General features: G+C 63.2%; 18 protein-coding genes. 9 read left to right on the top strand and 9 right to left on the bottom strand.

The annotated features are described in order from the left end of the window. Positions 1-311: 311 nt before the first annotated feature. Entirely contained in the window at positions 312-665 is a 354-nt protein-coding gene (locus BUS12_RS08425; protein WP_074297268.1) for a hypothetical protein, read from the top strand. A gap of 6 nt (positions 666-671) precedes the next feature. After that, a complete protein-coding gene (locus tag BUS12_RS08420; protein WP_074295274.1) occupies positions 672-872 on the top strand; it encodes a hypothetical protein in 201 nt (66 codons plus the stop codon). Between the two features lie 84 nt (positions 873-956). On the opposite strand, the gene BUS12_RS08415 is transcribed toward BUS12_RS08420, so the two are convergent. Then, entirely contained in the window at positions 957-1,226 is a 270-nt protein-coding gene (locus tag BUS12_RS08415; protein ID WP_074295273.1) for a hypothetical protein, read from the bottom strand. A gap of 1,081 nt (positions 1,227-2,307) precedes the next feature. Here BUS12_RS08415 and BUS12_RS08410 point away from each other — a divergent pair. Further along, positions 2,308-2,790, top strand: a complete 483-nt coding sequence (locus BUS12_RS08410) for a hypothetical protein (protein WP_074295272.1) — start codon at positions 2,308-2,310, stop codon at positions 2,788-2,790. 144 nt (positions 2,791-2,934) lie between these two features. Here the strand turns inward: BUS12_RS08410 and BUS12_RS08405 are convergent, their stop codons facing one another. Next, on the bottom strand, positions 2,935-3,774 hold the full coding sequence (locus tag BUS12_RS08405) for a MipA/OmpV family protein (protein WP_074295271.1): 840 nt from the start codon (positions 3,772-3,774) through the stop codon (positions 2,935-2,937). Between the two features lie 377 nt (positions 3,775-4,151). Then, the gene (locus tag BUS12_RS08400; RefSeq protein ID WP_074295270.1) at positions 4,152-5,042 is read right to left on the bottom strand and encodes a LysR family transcriptional regulator; all 891 of its coding nucleotides are present in this window, start codon (positions 5,040-5,042) and stop codon (positions 4,152-4,154) included. Positions 5,043-5,244: 202 nt separating this feature from the next. On the opposite strand from BUS12_RS08400, the gene BUS12_RS08395 reads away from it, so the two are divergent. From BUS12_RS08395 to BUS12_RS08385, 3 genes are all read left to right on the top strand, one after another. Next, on the top strand, positions 5,245-5,970 hold the full coding sequence (locus BUS12_RS08395; RefSeq protein ID WP_074295269.1) for a pirin family protein: 726 nt from the start codon (positions 5,245-5,247) through the stop codon (positions 5,968-5,970). A 50-nt stretch (positions 5,971-6,020) separates the two neighbouring features. After that, positions 6,021-6,434 carry a DoxX family protein gene (locus BUS12_RS08390; protein WP_074295268.1) on the top strand — a complete coding sequence of 138 codons (414 nt, stop codon included), beginning with the start codon at positions 6,021-6,023 and terminating at the stop codon, positions 6,432-6,434. A gap of 270 nt (positions 6,435-6,704) precedes the next feature. After that, positions 6,705-6,893: a hypothetical protein gene (locus BUS12_RS08385; protein ID WP_074295267.1), complete on the top strand. Its 189-nt coding sequence runs from the start codon at positions 6,705-6,707 to the stop codon at positions 6,891-6,893. Positions 6,894-6,964: 71 nt separating this feature from the next. On the opposite strand, the gene BUS12_RS08380 is transcribed toward BUS12_RS08385, so the two are convergent. From BUS12_RS08380 to ahpC, 3 genes are all read right to left on the bottom strand, one after another. Next, entirely contained in the window at positions 6,965-8,128 is a 1,164-nt protein-coding gene (locus tag BUS12_RS08380; protein WP_074295266.1) for an alkane 1-monooxygenase, read from the bottom strand. Positions 8,129-8,470: 342 nt separating this feature from the next. Continuing rightward, a complete protein-coding gene (ahpF, locus tag BUS12_RS08375; RefSeq protein ID WP_074295265.1) occupies positions 8,471-10,069 on the bottom strand; it encodes an alkyl hydroperoxide reductase subunit F in 1,599 nt (532 codons plus the stop codon). Between the two features lie 171 nt (positions 10,070-10,240). Continuing rightward, on the bottom strand, positions 10,241-10,804 hold the full coding sequence (gene ahpC, locus BUS12_RS08370; protein WP_074295264.1) for an alkyl hydroperoxide reductase subunit C: 564 nt from the start codon (positions 10,802-10,804) through the stop codon (positions 10,241-10,243). Positions 10,805-11,214: 410 nt separating this feature from the next. Here ahpC and BUS12_RS08365 point away from each other — a divergent pair, with 410 nt between their 5' ends. The 3 genes from BUS12_RS08365 (at position 11,215) to leuA (ending at position 15,724) form a co-directional block, all read left to right on the top strand. After that, positions 11,215-12,645 (top strand): MFS transporter, encoded by a 1,431-nt coding sequence (locus BUS12_RS08365; protein WP_074295263.1) that lies wholly within the window; start codon positions 11,215-11,217, stop codon positions 12,643-12,645. Between the two features lie 178 nt (positions 12,646-12,823). Further along, positions 12,824-13,501, top strand: a complete 678-nt coding sequence (locus BUS12_RS08360) for a cation diffusion facilitator family transporter (RefSeq protein ID WP_074295262.1) — start codon at positions 12,824-12,826, stop codon at positions 13,499-13,501. A 483-nt stretch (positions 13,502-13,984) separates the two neighbouring features. Continuing rightward, positions 13,985-15,724: a 2-isopropylmalate synthase gene (gene leuA, locus BUS12_RS08355; RefSeq protein WP_074295261.1), complete on the top strand. Its 1,740-nt coding sequence runs from the start codon at positions 13,985-13,987 to the stop codon at positions 15,722-15,724. A 55-nt stretch (positions 15,725-15,779) separates the two neighbouring features. Here the strand turns inward: leuA and BUS12_RS08350 are convergent, their stop codons facing one another. The 3 genes from BUS12_RS08350 to BUS12_RS08340 all read right to left on the bottom strand — a co-directional run bounded on the left by BUS12_RS08350 (position 15,780) and on the right by BUS12_RS08340 (position 17,977). Then, positions 15,780-16,661 carry a 2OG-Fe(II) oxygenase gene (locus tag BUS12_RS08350; protein WP_074295260.1) on the bottom strand — a complete coding sequence of 294 codons (882 nt, stop codon included), beginning with the start codon at positions 16,659-16,661 and terminating at the stop codon, positions 15,780-15,782. A gap of 170 nt (positions 16,662-16,831) precedes the next feature. After that, on the bottom strand, positions 16,832-17,305 hold the full coding sequence (locus BUS12_RS08345; RefSeq protein ID WP_074295259.1) for a nuclear transport factor 2 family protein: 474 nt from the start codon (positions 17,303-17,305) through the stop codon (positions 16,832-16,834). Positions 17,306-17,365: 60 nt separating this feature from the next. After that, positions 17,366-17,977, bottom strand: a complete 612-nt coding sequence (locus tag BUS12_RS08340; protein WP_074295258.1) for a LysE family translocator — start codon at positions 17,975-17,977, stop codon at positions 17,366-17,368. Between the last annotated feature and the right edge of the window lie 207 nt (positions 17,978-18,184).

Genomic DNA, 18,184 nt, shown 5'->3' with positions numbered 1-18,184 from the left:
GAAAGGCTCCTTGCGTTCGGCGCCGCCAAGCGAAACGTCGGCCTGGCGCCAGCTTGATGGTCAGCAAGGGCTGTTCCCAAACGCGGCGGGCGAACGGAAGGGCTTCACGCCTATCGTCCTGCGGGAAAGTCTTGGATTGCACAAATACCTGTATGGATGTACAGTATTCCTCATCCGCTTTGCTGACCGGGCGGTGTGGTGAGCCGTTTCTACCGCGAAGGCTGCGGTGGCTCATGGGCAGGAACCGGCGCGAGTTTTTGCCGGCGCGCCTCGCGCGCTACGCGAACCTCGTTTATATCTATGGAGAAGACATGCTGCGATTTCTGAGCGCGGGTGCGGTGTTGCTCGCGGTGACATCCACAGCGGCTGCCGGCCAGCACTACGTGGAAGTCTGGAATCCGCCGGAAGCGCGCATCGGGCAGCCTGCGGGTAAATGCAAACCCAAGGCGGCCAAAACCGCGCTGCTGTCGCGCGGTATGGGCAAAGTGGCGACACGCCGCATTGCGGACCCGTTGGCTAAAGCGTCGACGACGAAACACGGCGGAGGCGACGGTGCGAGGAAAACCACGGCCCCGCGCTTTATCGACATTCCCCGTATCCTCACGCCCGAAGGCAACGTGCTGCAGGTAAGCACCGGACACACGTCCGTGTATGTGGTGCGGTAACGCGAAATGGAATCCAAAATCTATCAGGGCTACGCGATCTGGGGTCACGCCATCGTTCAAGGCGACGGCTATGCGTCCAGCGGCACCATCACGCGCGGCAGCAAACTGGTGGAAGGATCGGGCGTGCTCGGAACGTTCGATACCGACGAAGAAGCCCGCTTGACCGGCCTCGATTGGGCCCGCGCCTGGGTCGATAGTCACGGGTAGGGTTGCCAATCAGGGTTGCCAATCGCGCTACTGCAGGCACTTCGGTTTTAGGCGTGAATAGACAGAAGCCCGCATCGTGCTGGCTTAGCGCCGGATGAGCGCAAAGGCATTCTGGCCCGAGTACCCCACGAAGTTGTCGATCAGCAGCAGCAGGTCTGCCTCGTCAGGCCGGGTGCCCCATCGGCTATGTCCCGAACTCGATGCTATAGCGAACCACGAATGCGGCGGAAACCATTCGGCGTGCACGGTGCGCTCGCCGAGGATGCGCAGACGTCCCGTATCGCACAGATATTCAGCGCGAACCGTTTCCCCGTCCACCACTTTGCTCGCTGTAATAGGTGCGGACTCGAACATGATGTCCTCCCGTTTATGGATACCTCTCTCCCTCTCCCTCGCGAGACAAGGCAAGTTCTATGCCGATATGGTCAACTACCCGAACCACGGGCTTTTGCCCAAACATCAGTTTTATCGGCTGCATGCTTGTGTGGCGCGCACGTCGCGTCATGCGCCAAACCAGGCAACGGCAGCACTGCTTCGGTGCGCATCAACAGCAGGTTTGGCCGGATCGCGCCGGGTATTCATCCAACGTCATTTAATACGGTATCCGAATCAATTAATAAACGATCGAACGGCCGGAATTTCTAAATAACGGAGGCCACGCCCTCCGGCACGCCCGCCTACGTCTGCATGAAGCAAGCCTGTACATTGCCGGCGTGACGCTGGAATCGCCTGTGGCGTCGCACCAGACGCGTGGTGTGGCCGGCGCGGTCCATGGCAAGCAATTCGTCGAACTGCGTGGCCAATTCCCCTCGTTTCGCCGAATCGCTCGTGCATCTTTCGCTCTACACTGGTTTCCATGGGCACGACGAATCACCGGGTCCATACGCGGTCTTCCCCCGCGTTGTTTTGACCGTACCTGTAGAGCAGTTCCGTAGAGCAGTTCCGGTAGTGGCCGTACTTAGAAAGACGCAGTCCATTCAAGCGGTACGCAGTAAGCAGCAGGGAGTGGCAGTAACCTTAGCACCAAAGCGCTTCTCGCAGCACATGCAATAAAAGCAACAGGGGTTTGCAGCAAAGCGAAGGTGAAGGACCACGTTTCAAGCAGTCAGTATGGGTTTTACGCAGTACCGGTAATGAAGTGCAACAGCGTTGTTGTGATGGGAACAGGTCGGCAAGCTCCACGCGCCTGTACGACTCTTCCATCCTGTCAGGCCCTGTCCCCCATGGGACAGGGCTTTTTTTTAGGGCGCCGATCCTCCGCGCCGCCTTTTCGTCACGGACTCGTTCAACGTCCCGTGGTTTAAGCCTGTCTTAATTGTTGCTTGCGATCATGATCGCAGGACACATATTAGAGCTTGCCTTTACCCCGCCGGTGCACCGCATACAAGAAGCTTCGGTGGCGGGCCGAGCGTTACAGAACGAGGTTGAAACCGTCATGCCCAACAAATCGCCTAGCCGCAAACGCAACCAGCCCGCCATGTCGCCGTTGCTGCGCGCGCTCACTTTCAGCCGCGCTGCGCACGAACCCGTGACGCAGGCCATGCTCCTGCAGTGCTACACCGCCCTGGATGCCTTCACGCGCGGTCATGGCTCTCGGGATCTGTTTATGACCCTCGGCCGCCACTTTCTGGTGTCGGAGGAGCTGTGCCGTCTCGGACTCGAGCCGGAGGGGCTGGAGTACGTCGAGAGCGCGCACGCCGCCATGGTGCAACTCGACGCCGCCGAGCATCAGGCCGGCGGCTGGAACGTCGGCGAAGACGATTACCTGCGCCTGTGCGCCGCGCTTTCGATTCTGGATACCCAACTGTCTGCCGCATCGCTCGAAATGATTGCCCGAGCAGAGGCGCGCATGGTGGAAGGCCTGCTGCGGGCGGGCCAGAGACAGGCGGTCGCCGAAGCGCCCACCACGGTCTGCTAGATCCACCACCTTCGTCGCGTCGCGTGCGGTGTATCGAGGCGGCGCCGCGTCACTGTGCGCAGGCTTCGTGCGATGCCTGCGCACAGTGCGCCGATTCAGGCGGCCCGACTTAGATCCAGCCGGGCGGCCCTGGAACAAGCCGGCTCAGAACTGATAGTTGATCGACAGATCGAGCACGCCATTCGACGAACGCTGCGTAATCGGACTGCGCGCTGCGCTGCCGACCAGTTGCTCGAGCGCAAAGTCGCACGCGGCAAACCAGTGCTTCTGGAAGAACCAGATCGCACTGACGCCGAAGCCCGCCGACTTGAGACCCGCACTCGCGTGGTAGTACGAGTATTGGGAATCGGCGGCCTGGGTCTCGTTCACGCCGAACCAGCTGTTCATGTACTTCGAATCCGCGAAGGTCAGGCTCGGCCCGGCGAACCAGAAGAACGTCTTCGAGCTGCCCGGCAGCGGCATATACGCGCCGAGATCGCCGACCCAGCCGTTCGAGCCGCCGAAACTGCGCCGGATATCCGCGCGCAGCACCAGCGGAAAACTCTGCGACACGACATAGTCGGCTGCCAGCTTCAGCTCGGGCGCCGGGTTGATGTTGCCGAGGCCGTGCAGATGCTCGTCGTCGTCCTGGCCGCGTCGCCCGAGGTCGTAGGCGGCGGCAATGCTGATCCGCCAGTTCTGGCCTTGCGCGACGTTGGCGCCAAAACCTTCCCCTGTCGAAGCGAAGTACAGATCGCTATAACGAATGTCGACGCTTGGGCCGCCTTCGAAGTGATAGCGGTCCGCGCCGTCATAGCGCGGCTGGAAGGCCGCGGCCGCGCCGACCGCGACTTGCCACGTGGGGATTTGCGGTTCCATCATTTTTTCCAGCGGGACGCCCGCGGAGTATTGCCACTCCTGCAGCGGCGCCGGCGTTTGCGCGCTGGCCGGGGCCTGCATGACGGTCATGCCGGCGACAGCAGCGGCAGCCAGCCACGGCGCCATGGCGGCGGTTCTGTGGTCGCGGCGGCGGATTGCACGCGTTATACGTCTGTTCGACACCCATCCTCCGATCGCGTTGGCCGCGAATGAATTGATTGCCCGCTGTCCGAACGGCATGCGAGGCTGTAAAGGCTGCCACGCAGCCATGCCTCGGCATGTAATTTCTTCAGCGGCTGGTGCATACGAGTCAGATGCTGATTGGGTCCATGGTCGTTTCTGCCTGATACGCCCGGTTGCAACGAATCCATTCTCCATACGACTGACTTCTCGCAGGCTCGACCTTCGCAATATCCGGGCCCGAACGGTGGTGGCCGCGCTCGGTGAGACCCAACGACGCGCTACCGCTTCACGCGCCCCGCGCCGTTTCTCGACCCGCCCGCTCAGGCAGACAAGCTCTTCGCCAGTTGCTCGCGCAAAAACGCGGTGAACGCCTGGATCGTAGTCGAACTTTGACGATGCTGCGGATAGACTGCATAGAGCGCCGCGGCGCGCGGTAGAAACGGCTCCAGCACACCGGCCAGTTGCCCCGCCTTGAGCGCGGCGGACACGATGAAATCCGGCAGGCGCGCAATGCCGAGCCCGGCGATCGCGGAATCGCGGATCAACTCGCCGTTGTTCGCGCGTAGCGGTCCATGCACCTCGACTGCCTTGTGCACCCCGTCCACCACGAACTCCCAGCTCGCCGGGCCGCCGTGCCCGTACAGCAGGCAGGCGTGACGCGCGAGATCGGCCGGTGCCGTGGGCGTGCCGCGCCGCCGCAGATACTGCGGGCTGGCGCACGCCACCATCCGCACCTCGGCGAGCTTTTGCGCAATCAGCGTCGAGTCGGCCAGCGTGCCGATGCGGATCGCCATGTCGAAGCCTTCGCCAACCACGTCGACGGTGCGGTCGCTAAGCTCCATGTCGAAGCGCACGTCCGGGTGCTTCTTCAGGAACATCGCCACCAGCGGCGACAGATGCACCATGCCGAACGACATCGGCGCGCTCACCCGCAGCAGACCGTGCGGCGAAGCGCGCCGCAACGACATGGCCTGCTCCGCCTCTTCGACCTCGCCGAGGATGCGCTTCGCCCGCTCGTAGAACTCCTGGCCGAGCTCGGTGACCGCCAGCTTGCGCGTGTTGCGGATCAGAAGCCGCACGCCGAGCGCCTCCTCCAGCGCCATCACCCGGCGGCTGACGAACTGCTTTGAGAGCGACAGGCGGTTGGCCGCGCTCGTGAAATTGTGCGCGTCGACGGTGGCGACGAAGATCCGCATGTCATCGAGTTGCATCGCCTGCCCTCAAGTCTCGCGTCCTGATTGCCCTACTACGCGCCCACGTGCCTGCCGGCCTGGTTTGCCGTCTCATTGTCCACTCCATAGCGACAGTGTTTCCGATTTTTGCTTGATTATAATCACATTGATTGACCTAAACTGCTGTTCATGGATCACGGACGACAACCCTCGCCGGATCGCACAATCAAGGAGAAACACCATGCTCGACATCAGACACGCCAATCAACGCGGCCGCGCGGAGCACGGCTGGCTCAGCTCGCGTCATACGTTTTCCTTCGCGAACTATCACGACCCGAAGCAGAACGGCTTTTCGGACCTGCTGGTGATCAACGACGACCGCGTCGCACCGGCCCAGGGTTTCGGCAAGCATCCGCACCGGGACATGGAAATTTTCTCCTACGTGCTGGAAGGCGCGCTGGAACACAAGGACACCATGGGCACCGGTTCGGTGATCGTGCCCGGCGACATCCAGTTGATGAGCGCAGGCACCGGCGTCGCCCATAGCGAGTACAACCACTCGAAGGCGGACCCTGTGCACTTCCTGCAGATCTGGATTGCGCCGGCGGCCAAAGGCACGGCGCCGCGTTATCAGCAGAGCCACTTCGGAGCGGCGGAAAAGCGCGGCAAGCTGCGCCTGGTGATTTCGCCGGACGGCGCGGATGAATCGCTGACGGTGCAGCAGGACACGCGCGTCTATGCCGGTCTGTTCGACGGCGACGAGAGCGCCCGGCTGGAACTGGCGGCCGATCGCTACGCCTATGTTCACGTGGCGCGCGGCAGCGTCAAGGTGAACGGCGAAGCGCTGACTGAAGGCGACGGCGCACGGGTACGCAACGAACAGTTGCTGACGTTCACGCAAGGGCGCGATGCCGAAGTGCTGGTCTTCGATCTGCGCAACATCGAAATGTCGGACCTGTGGGCGTAATGTGATTCGCCCACCTACGCAAGCTTAATCAACACTCACTGGAAACTATCATGCGCTACACACTATTTGAATCTCGCAAGGACGAACTGATTCTCGCCGCCCGGATTTTGCTGATGCTGTTGTTCGTACTGTTCGGCTGGTCGAAGCTGACCGGTTTCTCGGGCACGGTGGCCTATATGACGCAGACCGGCGCGCCAGTGCCCGAGCTGTCGGCGATCATCGCGGTGGTAATGGAGTTCGCCGTGGGCCTTGCCATCGTGGTGGGTTTCTATACCCGGCCGCTGGCGGTGCTGCTCGCGCTCTACACGTTCGGCACGGCGCTGATCGCCCACCACTACTGGACCATGAGCGGCATGGAGCAGTACATGAACATGATCAACTTCTACAAGAACATCAGCATCATCGGTGGCTTGCTGCTGTTGAGCGTGACAGGGCCGGGCAAGTACTCGATCGACAGGAAGTAAAACGCGTGGGGTCCTGAACGGTCATACGGCGGTTCGAAACGGCGGTTTAACAGCGGGCAGAACCGAGGTGCGTCGAAGACGCGAATTGCCTCGGTTATTGCCCGCTGTTTGCATTATCGCGAGACGTTTTGCTCAACTACGATGGGTCCGTGGCTTTCAGCGTAGCCACCGCCAATACATCGCCCCGCTCGTGAACATGAAACGCCGCCAGACGGCAGGCTCGATCGAGATGGGAATGCAGTCTGCACGCCGCTTAACCAGGGGACGGCCGTGGATATTGTGAAAATTGCCAGGACAGCGGGCTTGCAGATTCTGCTCGATGCCCGCATCGGCCGCGAGACCTATCACAGCGTGAGCGGATCGCTTTCCTCGTTGCAGCGCTTTGCCGACGAGGTTCGCGCCGCGACGGCAGATGAATTTGCCGCTCGCAGCGAACAGCCGGAACGGCACGAAGCGTAGTAGCAAGGCTTCGCGGGAATCGCGCGAAGCGACAGACGACACGCGACGAACGCGGTGGTACCAGCGTCACATCATCGATGCGCCCCCGCGAACTGCGCGAGCACCCGCTCGCGGATCGCCGGGCGGATATTCGACTGCTCCATATTGCCGCCATAATGCGCGACCACGCGTGGATTCATCACGCGGAACCAGAGCGGCGGCACATACGCGAACATGATCATCGTCGCGTAGCCGGACGGCAGTTGCGGCGCGCCGTCGAAGTGACGCAAGGCCTGGTACGAGCGTGTCGGATTCGCGTGGTGATCCGCATGCCGTTGCAATTGATAGAGGAACAGATTCGTGACGATGCGATTGCTGTTCCACGAATGCTCGGGCCGGCAGCGCTCGTATTTGCCGCTCGGCAACAGCCTGCGGCCCAGTCCGTAGTGCTCCAGATAATTGACCACTTCGAGCAGCGACGCACCGTAGGCCGCCTGAATCAGCAGGAACGGAATCACCCCCCTGCCGAACAGCGCGATCATGGCGCCCCACAGCACCGCGGTCATCGCCCACGCATGCAAGACCTCGTTGCGCCAGCTCCACGGCGATTTACCGAGGCGCGCAAGGCGCTCCCTCTCGAGCCGCCATGCCGACGCGATGCTCCCAAGTACGGTGCGCGGCAGGAAGGCCCAGAACGACTCGCCATAACGCGCGCTGGCCGGGTCCGGCGGTGTGGCGACCCGCACGTGGTGCCCGCGATTGTGCTCGACAAAGAAATGCCCGTAGGCCACCGGCGCCAGCGTGACCTTGGCGAGCCAGCGCTCGAAACGGTCGGTCTTGTGGCCCAGTTCATGAGCCGTGTTGATCGAGACACCGGTCGCCGCGCCCAACGACAGCGCAAAGCCCAGGTAGTCGTACCACTTCAGCGCATGCGTGCCCACGATCCACACGGCGCCGAAGAACGACACGTATTCGATCAAGGTCGCGAGATAAACGATGCGCCGGTAATAGCGCTCCCGCTCGAGCACGGGCACGACGTCGTCGGGGGGATTGCTGGGATCGTCGCCGATCAGATAGTCGAGTACCGGGATAATGCCGAACACGAAGATCGGACCGAACCACCAGAAGACATGCCAGCCCGTCATCAGCGCCAGATTCGCCGCGTGCAGCGGCAACGTGATGGTCAGCGCGCCGAGCAGCCAAAGGTAGCGCTTGCCGTCCACCCAACGGGCAGGCGCCGCTTGCGAAGATGCCATTGTCTCCCTCCCTGTTTTATGGCGCCTCCCGTCCGCGGGCGTGTCGTGTCGTGACATGCGGCTGCGGCGAAAGGTCGGGCCCGACTCCCAGATTTATATGGCCTCGCGAGCGGCTTAGCCAAGCATTCAATCCAGGCAACGGACTCCAAACAAAGGGGCCGTGACGACGTCAGCGGTGGCCTGCGTCAAGCGTGCGAATGAAACGGGTGTATGGGTAGAGGGCCTGGCCAAAAATGGCGCCTGCCAACGAAGTGATGGCCGAAAAAAACAAAGCCCGCGCGCTGGCGGGCTTCGTTGCAATGCAGCAGTGCAAGGCGACAGCACGCCGTGCACGCGGAAGATTTAGCTCTCGGCGAGCGCCGCTTCTTCCTCTTTGACTTCCACTTCGTCGTCCGCGCTGCTGCGGATCAGATGATCGAAGGCGGCCAGCGATGCCTTGGCGCCCTCGCCCACGGCGATGACGATCTGCTTGAACGGCACCGTCGTCACATCGCCGGCGGCGAACACGCCCGGCACCGAAGTCGCGCCGCGCGCATCGACCACGATCTCGCCGTGCTTCGACAGTTCGACCGTGCCCTTCAGCCATTCGGTATTCGGCACGAGACCGATCTGCACGAACACGCCTTCCAGTTCGACCTTCTTCGTCTCGCCCGAACGCAGATCCTTATAAACGAGGCCGTTGACCTTCTTGCCGTCGCCGGTGATTTCGGTGGTCTGCGCCTGCGTCACGATCGTGACGTTGGCGAGGCTGCGCAGCTTGCGTTGCAGCACTTCGTCGGCACGCAGTTGCGCGCCGAATTCGAACAGCGTCACTTCGCGCACGATGCCGGCCAGATCGATCGCCGCTTCGACGCCCGAGTTGCCGCCGCCGATCACCGCGACGCGCTTGCCCTTGAACAGCGGGCCGTCGCAGTGCGGGCAGTAGGCCACCCCGTGATTGCGATACTCGCGCTCGCCCGGCACGTTGATTTCGCGCCAGCGCGCACCGGTCGCGAGCACGATCGTCTTCGCCTTCAGCACGGCGCCGCTCGCGAGGCGCACTTCGTTGATGCGGCCCGGGATCAGCGCTTCGGCGCGCTGCACGTCCATGATGTCTACTTCGTAGCTCTTCACGTGCTGCTCGAGCGCCGTGGCGAACTTCGGTCCTTCGGTCTCCTGAACGGAGACAAAGTTTTCGATGGCAAGGGTATCGAGTACCTGACCACCGAAGCGTTCGGCCACCACACCCGTCGCAATGCCCTTGCGTGCCGAGTAGATTGCGGCGGCCGCGCCGGCGGGACCGCCGCCGACGATCAGCACGTCGAACACCGGCTTCTTCGCCAGTTCTTTTGCCGCACGAGCGCCCGCGCCGGTATCGAGTTTGGCGAGAATTTCCTTCACGCCGCTGCGGCCCTGGCCGAACACTTCGCCGTTCAGGAACATCGTCGGCACGGCCATGATCTGGCGCGATTCGACTTCGTGCTGGAACACCGCGCCGTCAATCGCCACGTGGCGGATGCGCGGGTTGATCAAGGCCATCACGTTCAGCGCCTGCACGACTTCCGGGCAGTTCTGGCATGACAGCGAGAAATAGGTTTCAAACTGATAGTCGCCGTCGAGCTCGCGGATCTGTTCGATCACCGCGTCGTCGAGCTTGACCGGATGCCCGCCCACCTGTAGCAGCGCCAGAACCAGCGAGGTAAATTCATGCCCCATCGGGATACCGGCAAAGCGGATGCCCGTGTCCTTGCCCGGCTCGCCGATCGAAAACGACGGCTTGCGCTGGTCGTCGCCGCGCCGTTCGATCACGCTGACGCGTTCCGACAGCGATGCGATGTCCTCGAGTAACGCCAGCAGCTCTTGCGATTTGGCGCTGTCGTCGAGCGAGGCGACGATCTCGATCGGCCGGCTGACCTTTTCCAGGTACGATTTCAACTGAGTCTTGAGATTGGCGTCCAGCATGGCTATTCGAATTCCGTGACGAGGGTTGGGGCTCCGGCCGCCACTTCGGGGCGTGGCGAGGAGGCGTGCGGACCGCATACACATGAAGCGGCATGGCGCGTGATACGGTCCGCACGGAGGAGCGCCAGCGAGTGGCGCGTACTGCGATGTGACTGAGCTAAGCGAATCTGCTTAGATCTTGCCGACCAGGTCGAGCGACGGAGTCAGCGTTTCAGCGCCCGGCGTCCACTTGGCGGGGCACACTTCACCCGGGTGGGCCGCGATGTACTGGGCAGCCTGGACCTTGCGCAGCAGTTCGCCGGCGTCACGGCCAATGCCGTTGTCGTGCACTTCGCACAGCTTGATCTCGCCTTCCGGGTTGATCACGAAGGTGCCGCGCAGGGCCATGCCTTCTTCTTCGATCAGCACGTCGAAGTTACGCGAGATAGCCAGCGTCGGATCGGCGATCATCGGATACTGGATCTTCTGGATCGTGTCCGACGTGTCGTGCCATGCCTTGTGGGTGAAGTGCGTATCGGTCGAAACGCTGTAGATTTCCACGCCGAGCTTCTTGAATTCGGCGTAACGATCGGCCAGGTCGCCCAGTTCGGTCGGGCAAACGAACGTGAAATCAGCCGGGTAAAACACGAACACGGACCACTTGCCCTTGAGGCTTTCTTCCGTGACGGTCTGGAAGTCGCCATTGTGGTAAGCGGTTGCCTTGAAGGGTTTGACTTGGCTGTTGATGATCGGCATTTGCTGCGTCCTCTTTGGTTCGTGGTTGAGAAAGTGAGGAGATTATGTCTAGAACCGCTTAATAGAAAAAGTTGATTGTTTAAATCGCCGCAATTGGCATTGCCTATTCACTCGCAAACGGCCTACTGGCGCGGGTTTCCGCCTAGCCGAGCGGCGCCGTCGAGGCCCTGACGCGAAAAAGTTGCCTGCCGCGAGAGCAGGGTTTGCCCGTCCTGAGCAATACTTCTACGTTTTCCCGGCGCAACGGAAACCTGTTCCGCAGAGGGTTCGCGCGGGGAGACCGGGGATGAACACACGCTTTTGACAGGAAGCCGCAACAGCATGAATCGACGCCAACATCATGACGCGCACGGGCGGCTTGCCCGCGCCGCCGCGCAACGCGCGCCAGGCCGCTCGCCCGAGGGTGCGCGATGACCGACACTCAAACCCGTCCGTCCTTCATCGGCTGGCTGCCGTATATCGTCGCGGCGACTTTCTTCATGGAGTACCTCGACACCACCGTGATCGCCACAGCCCTGCCGCAGATGGCGCGCTCGTTCGGCGTCGGTCCGAACAGCCTGAGCCTCGGCATGACGGCCTATATGCTGGCGCTGGCGATTTTCATTCCGGTGAGCGGCTGGGTCGCCGATCGCTGTGGCTCGCGCACGGTGTTCTTTAGCGCGATCGGCGTGTTCACGATCGCTTCGGTGCTGTGCGGGATGTCGCAGAACGTGGCCGAGTTCACGGCGGCGCGTCTGCTGCAAGGCATCGGCGGCGCCATGATGGTGCCGGTAGGTCGGTTGATCGTCGTACGCAGCACCGAAAAGAGCCGCCTGATGCAAGCCATCTCCACCATCACGTGGCCGGCGATCGTCGCGCCCGTGGTCGGGCCGCCGGTGGGCGGCTTCATCACCACGTACGCGAACTGGCGCTGGATCTTTCTCCTCAATGTGCCGTTCGGCATCGCGGTGATGGCCGCCGTGGTCGCGCTGGTGCCGAACCTGCGCGGCAGCGAACGCCGGCCGCTCGATCTCGTCGGCCTGCTGCTGAGCGGCGCCACCCTGACCTCGATCCTGTACGGCGCCGAACTCGCCAGCCAGCCCGGCGAAAATCCGTGGATCGCAGGTGCTTTTGTGGCGGCGGGCCTCGTGCTCGGCTTTGTCGCGTTTCGTCATGCGCAGCGCCATCCGCATCCGCTGATCGACGTGTCGACGCTCAAGATCCCCACCTTCTCGGTGACCGTCGTAACCGGTTCGTTCACGCGCATCGGCATCGGCGCGGTGCCGTATCTGATGCCGCTGCTGTTCCAGATCGGCTTCGGACTGTCCGCCTTCAAGTCGGGGCTGTTGCTGCTCGCGAGCGCCCTCGGCAACCTCGGCATGAAGGCCTTGACCACGCGCATCCTGCAGCGCTTCGGCTTCCGGGTGGTGTCGATCGTCGACGTCGCCGTGGCCGGCGTCTTCACGATCGCCTGCGGCCTGCTGACGCCGGAGTCGCCGCTAGCGTGGGTGCTGATCGTGGTGTTCGTCTACGGCGTGGCCCGCTCGATGCAGTTCTCGACCCTCGCCACCCTCGCCTACGCGGACGTCGCCCAGCCGCAGATGAGCGCCGCCAGCACGCTCTGGAGCGCCGCCGCGCAGATGACGATTGGCCTCGGCATCGCCTTCGGCGCGGTGGCGCTGCGCGGCGCGGCGGTGTTCAACGGCGAGCTGTCGGGCCATGTCTTCACGCTGGAGGATTTCCGCCTCGCCTTCCTCTGCGCCGGCCTGCTGACGCTGGTGTCGATGTGGGGCTACTGGCAGATGGCGCACGACGCCGGGCAAAGCGTCGGCGGCGGTTCACGGCGGCAGGACGCGTCGTAAAGCGAGGCGTCAGCGGATCGAGTTCGCGCCGGCCGTTCATGTAGCGGAAATACACCGCGCTGCAGCCACGACCGGCACGATCGGCAAGCCACGCCTGCGCGACGGGGTCGGGAGCGTTGTCACATGCCCGCAACGTTCGGCAGCTAACTTGCTGCCATTACTCGAACCCATCCACACGATGCCATCGCCGTCAGAGCGTCCCCGCCAGTCGCGCGGCAGTGCCTTCAAGGCTGCCTACGTGAGCGCCATGCTGAATGCCGCACTGATGGCCATGCAGATCGTCATTGGCCTGTTCGCTCACTCCGACGGCCTCGTGGCGGACGGCATCCATACCCTCAGCGATCTCGCCGCGGACGGTGTCGTCATCGCCGTGCTGTTTCTCGGCGCGGCCACCGCATCCGGACGGCGTGCCGCCCCTCGCGACGGCAGCTTTCCTGCTTCGCTCGCCTCGCTGTTCATCGGCGTGCTGTTGATCGGCACCGCCGGCGACATGCTGTGGCATTGCATCGGACCCGCCGCCATCCTCACCGTCAGCGCGACCGTGCGGGCAAGCGCGCTCATCGTCGCCCTCTTCGTGATGTTCGCCAAGGAAGCGCTGTTCCGCTACATGCGCGCCGAAGCACATCGAACCCACTCCAGCATTCTGCTCGCCAGCGCATGGCATGCCCGGCTCGATGCGTTCTCCGCGCTGGTCGCGACGCTGGGGATTATCGGCAGCATGGCCGGCTTGCCGATGCTCGATCACGTCGCCGCCGGCGTGATCGGCCTGATGATCCTGCGCATGGGTTACAGCAACTGCTGGACGGCGCTCAAGGACCTGTCCACGCGCCCGCTTGGCAACACGGCGGGCCAATGAACCTGGCCGTCCACATGACTGCCCGCCCTGACGCACCGCGCAAGCATTGCTTGACTCGCCTCGCCGTTTGTGATTCCATTACGGCCATGTTCCGCGCACAGACCCTGCTATCCCTCCTACTACTAGCCCGCTCTACCGGGCTAGGTCTGCTGCTACGCGCTTCCTGCTAACGCAACTGAAGCGTCACTAACTCCCAAGCTTTGCTGACCTTGCCCCGGTTGCCAACCGGCGGCCGTGCTTCGTCTCGTTCCTTTCACGCTCCATGGATTGCTCACCGGGCAACGGACTGATGAACCACTACAGAATTCCTTCTTTGCTTTGCCGGGCTGCCGCAACGTCGACGCGGCCGGCCCAGTCTTCGCGCACGGTCAGTGGCCCGGTTGGCCAGCGAGGCCAGCGCTGTCACGCGTCGTCGCACCGTCCGTCTTTGCCTCTCTTCGTTTCGATCCCTTCACGTCTTTTCTGAACCCACACGAGCCCATCATGTTGAAAAATCCCGCCACCAAGTACCGCCCCTTCACTCCCGTCAACTTGCCGGATCGCACCTGGCCCTCGCGCACCATCACGCATGCGCCGATCTGGATGAGCACCGATCTGCGCGACGGCAATCAGGCCTTGTTCGAGCCGATGAACGCCCAGCGCAAGATGCGCATGTTCAAGACGCTGGTGCAAATCGGCTTCAAGGAGATTGAAGTCGCTTTCCCGTCGGCGTCGGACACCGACTTCAATTTCGTGCGCGAGCTGATCGAAGGCGGCCATATCCCCGACGACGTGACGATCGAAGTGCTCACCCAGGCGCGCGACGACCTGATCGAACGCACCTTCGAATCGCTGCGCGGCGTTCCGCGTGCGATCGTCCACCTGTACAACGCCACCGCGCCGGAATTCCGCAAGATCGTCTTCGGACTCGAGCGCGATGGCGTCAAGCAACTGGCTGTGAACGCCGCGCGCACGATGAAGCGTCTGGTGGACGCGACGCCGGAAACGGCCTTCACGCTGCAATACAGCCCGGAGACCTTCACGGCCACCGAACTCGATTTCGCCAAGGAAGTCTGCGACGCGGTCTTCGACGTCTGGCAGCCGACGCCCGAGCGCAAGGCCATCGTCAACCTGCCGGCCACCGTCGAAATCGGCACGCCGAATTTCTACGCCGACCAGATCGAGTGGATGCATCGCAACCTCGCGCGACGCGACTCGCTGCTGCTGTCGGTCCATCCGCACAACGATCGCGGCACGGCGGTCGCGGCGGCGGAACTGGCCGTAATGGCCGGCGCCGACCGCATCGAAGGGTGCCTGTTCGGCAACGGCGAACGCACCGGTAACGTGGACCTCGTCACGCTCGCGCTCAATCTGTACACGCAAGGCGTCGATCCTGGCCTCGACTTCTCGCATATCAACGAAGTCGCCCGCACCGCCGAGGAATGCACGCAATTGCCGGTGCACCCGCGCCATCCGTATGTTGGAGACCTGGTATTCACGGCCTTCTCCGGCTCGCACCAGGACGCCATCAAGAAAGGCTTTGCCGTGCAGAAGGACGATGCGGTGTGGGAAATGCCCTATCTGCCGGTCGACCCGCGCGATCTGGGCCGCACCTACGATTCGATCATCCGCGTCAACAGCCAGTCGGGCAAAGGCGGCATCGCCTATCTGCTCGAGCAGACCCATGGTGTGGTGCTGCCGCGCCGTCTGCAGGTGGACTTCAGCTCGGCTGTCCAGCGGGTCACCGACGACAGCGGCCAGGAAGTCAGCGCCCAGCAGATCTGGGAAGTGTTCCAGGACGAGTACGTGCGCAGCGTCGCCCCGCTGCGCTACATCGGCCATGCACTCTCGGAAGACGGCGGCCGCGAACGCATCAAGCTGACGGTGGACATCGCCGGCGTGCGCACGGTGCTGGCCGGTGAAGGCAACGGCCCGCTCGACGCGCTGATGCACGCGCTGCGCACCCCTGTGCGGATCCAGCACTACGAGGAACGCGCGCTCACGCAAGGCGCCGACGCCAAAGCCATTGCGATTGCCGAAATGGCCGGCGCGCAAGTGGTGGGGAACGCGTTCGGCGTGGGCATCGACGCGAACCTGATTACGGCGTCGATCCGCGCCGTGATCAGCGGGATCAACCGTGCTTACGCGCGCTCGGATGCCGACGCGCAAGCGCATTTCTTCGATGCGGTGCTGCGCGAAGTCGGCCAGGACGCCGAGCGCGGCAAGGCGCTGCAAGCCGGGTAAGTTTGGCGGGCCTTGGCGGACGGTTGACGGAGGGCTCGTGTGAGCCCTCCGCGCATTACCGGTACTCCCGCTCCCGCATCCACTTCGTCATGATCCATTTCTCGCCGCCCAGCACCGGCGCACCGCCGTGCAGGGTGAGCGGATCGAGTTGCCGCAAGCCGTTCAGGTAGCGGAAATACACCGCACCGCCCTGTCTGCCGGCAACCGACAACCCCGCCTCCGGAAAAATCGTCTCTCCGCCGTTCTCGACATCGTTGAGGTAGACGATGAGCGTCGCCACCCGTTGGCCGCCGCGTGCCGTATGCACAGCGCTGCCCTGCTGATCCGGCGGAAAATAGTCGAAGTGCGGGCGGTATTCGCCGCTCGTGTTGTAGTGCAGAATCTGCAGGCCTTCACCGTTCTCGACCGGCCAGTTCATCAGGCTGGCGATCCGCTGGTCGATACGTTCGATGAACGCATCTTCCCCGCGCTGAAACCAGATGCCCTCGCTGGTGCGGTTGCGGATCACGTCTTCCTGGCCCGTCTCCGGGTTGACCGTGGTCGAACGCTTGAGTCGGTGCCGCGAACGCTCGATCATCTCGGCGCACTCGTCGGGCGAGAGCACGTCGCCAAAGACGATCACTTGCGGCCGCTCGCAACGCATCAGCACCTTCACGTCGCGGTCGAACGCGCGGATCAGATTGCCGCCCGGCACCGGCGACGCATCGTACTGGTAATCGGCCGGCGCCGCCTTGACGAGGCGCGCCTGGGTACCGCCTTCGGCCTCGGCCGTCCTCGCTCCGCCCAAGCCAGCGCCGAGCGCGCGCTGCACCGCCGCGCTCGCCGACAGCGAATCGAAACCCGCCCCAACCATCGCTTCCACCATCGAATCCACGGTGCAGCCGCGCTTCGCATTGGTGGCCAGCCAATCCTCCCAGGCCGCATCCACGACAGGCATAGCTATTCGTCCCTTTGATCTTGATGATTCGGCGCGCCCCGCCCATCGCCGTGAACCACAGCGAATCGCCGCTCGGACACGGCGCGCCTGCTGACGAAATACTGCATCATCTGCCCGATCTCCTGCAAGTAGGCCGGATGGCCAGCCTCGCAGCGCCGCGCGGTGATATCTCAGGCGCGCCTCGCCCGGTAAGCATCGAGGCCCTTTCTCGCCTGCGCGCGGATCGCCCGTTGCACGAAAGGTGTCCACCCCAGCAACATCCCCTTGAATCCCAGTGCCTGGCGCGACCAGCGCCACAGATCGAAGGTATCGCGATGCTCGGCAATGCGGCCGTCGCGGAACACGAACTGCGCGTCGATCCGGTTGACCACGCTGCGGCCGGTCTGGCTGAACAGATAACGCGCCACCCAATGGGCACGCCCGGTGCGCTCGTTGGCCTCGACGGCGTCGAACGTCAGCGAAAACGCCTGGGCGCGCTGCACCAGCATGCGCCACATGTCGCGCGCTTCTTCACCGCGCAGCTCGCCGAAGACGGGATCGCTGAAGACGACGTCGTCGGCATAGCACGCGCCCATGGCTTCGGCGTCGCACTTCTGGAAGGCTTCATAGAAGCGTTCGATCAACTCGGTGTGGGGATGACTCATCGTTAGTGTTGTTCCCGTTTGAAACGGATTGGAGTCTGGAAAAGGCGTCGCAAGGACGCACTAGCGTGTGGCAATCGCCACCGCTGCGCCTGCCATCATCGTCGCGCTCGCCCGCCTGGCGATTCTGGCCGCGCGCCGGCCTGTCAGCAGCTTGCGCGCACGCGCGGCGAGCAGCGTCCAGGCAAGATCTACCGTGATCAGGACGGCGAGCGCCGTCAATGTCAGTTCGAACCAGGCGAACACGCTCACACGCGAAATATCCACGAGGGTGGGCAACAGCGCAAGATAGAAAACCATGACTTTCGGATTGCTGAAACCGATCGTCAGGCCCGCAAGGAACATGCGTGACGGCGATTGCCCGCTCGGCAGATGCGCTTCTTCGCCACCGATGGGCGCAAACCACATTTTCCAGGCGAGAAACAGCAGGTAGGCGACGCCGGCAAACTTCAGGATCGTGAACAGCAGTGCGAAGGTGCGGGCAATCACCGCCAGGCCGGCCACCGCACAGGTGAGCCACACGACCTCGCTGAGCCACATGGCGACGAGAAACGGCAGCACGTCACGGAAACCGTGTGTCAGCACACGCGAGACGAGCGCGGCGATACCCGGACCGGGCGACGCCGCCGCGACACCCAAGGCCAGCGCAAACACGAGCAAAGCGGAAAACGCCATGGACCTTCTCCTCACGACCGTACGAGTCTGAACAGCACCGGCAAACGCACTGCAGGTTCTGCATTGTGCCATTCAAACTCATGCGTCTCTCTGGAGAGCGGCCACTACCTTGGGCGGGCCAGTTGCCCGAGCGCGCCGCTGCGTGCCGTTGCGTGCCCAACCTGTCCGGCCGCTCCCCGCAGCCGCGCGGGCTACAGCAAGCCATCA

Origin of the sequence: Paraburkholderia phenazinium, assembly GCF_900142845.1 — a bacterium.
GTDB lineage: Bacteria > Pseudomonadota > Gammaproteobacteria > Burkholderiales > Burkholderiaceae > Paraburkholderia > Paraburkholderia phenazinium_A.
Note: the sequence above shows the minus strand (reverse complement) of the source record. Positions and strands in the feature narration are given on the sequence as shown.